The 998-nt window shown below is 53.4% G+C and carries 1 protein-coding gene; it reads right to left on the bottom strand.

The genetic code is table 11. From position 1 onward, the window contains the following. A partial coding sequence (gene tuf, locus A9180_RS20950) for an elongation factor Tu (RefSeq protein WP_064530423.1) occupies window positions 1-998 on the bottom strand: 998 nt, incomplete at both ends.

Raw genomic sequence — 998 nt, 5'->3', positions numbered from 1 at the left:
CCGCCTTCACGGATTGCGAAACGCAGACCGTCGTCCATCGCGATCGGGTGGATCAGGGTAACAACCATTTTGATGTTGTCGCCCGGCATTACCATCTCTACGCCTTCCGGCAGTTCGATGGTACCAGTCACGTCAGTTGTACGGAAGTAGAACTGCGGACGGTAGCCTTTGAAGAACGGAGTATGACGGCCGCCTTCATCTTTGGACAGAATGTACACTTCAGATTCGAACTTGGTGTGCGGCTTGATGGTGCCCGGCTTAGCCAGTACCTGACCACGTTCGATTTCTTCACGTTTGATACCACGCAGCAGAACACCTACGTTCTCACCAGCACGGCCTTCGTCCAGCAGTTTGCGGAACATTTCAACGCCAGTACAGGTAGACTTCTGAGTCTCTTTGATACCAACGATTTCAACTTCTTCACCAACTTTGATGATACCGCGTTCTACACGACCGGTAACAACGGTACCACGACCGGAGATGGAGAATACGTCTTCGATCGGCAGCAGGAACGGCTTGTCGATAGCACGTTCTGGTTCTGGGATGTAAGAATCCAGGAAGCCAGCCAGTTCCAGGATTTTCGCTTCCCACTCTGCGTCGCCTTCCAGCGCTTTCAGAGCAGAACCACGAACGATCGGAGTGTCGTCGCCCGGGAAGTCGTACTGAGACAGAAGTTCACGAACTTCCATTTCAACCAGTTCCAGCAGCTCTTCGTCATCAACCATGTCGCATTTGTTCAGGAACACGATGATGTACGGAACGCCTACCTGACGACCCAGCAGGATGTGCTCACGAGTCTGCGGCATCGGGCCGTCAGTCGCAGCAACTACCAGGATCGCGCCGTCCATCTGAGCAGCACCAGTGATCATGTTTTTAACATAGTCGGCGTGCCCCGGGCAGTCTACGTGTGCGTAGTGACGGGTCGGGGTGTCATATTCAACGTGAGAAGTGTTGATGGTGATACCACGAGCTTTTTCTTCCGGCGCGTTATCGATCTG

Source organism: Escherichia sp. B1147, from assembly GCF_001660175.1.
Taxonomy (GTDB): domain Bacteria; phylum Pseudomonadota; class Gammaproteobacteria; order Enterobacterales; family Enterobacteriaceae; genus Escherichia; species Escherichia whittamii.
Note: the sequence above shows the minus strand (reverse complement) of the source record. Positions and strands in the feature narration are given on the sequence as shown.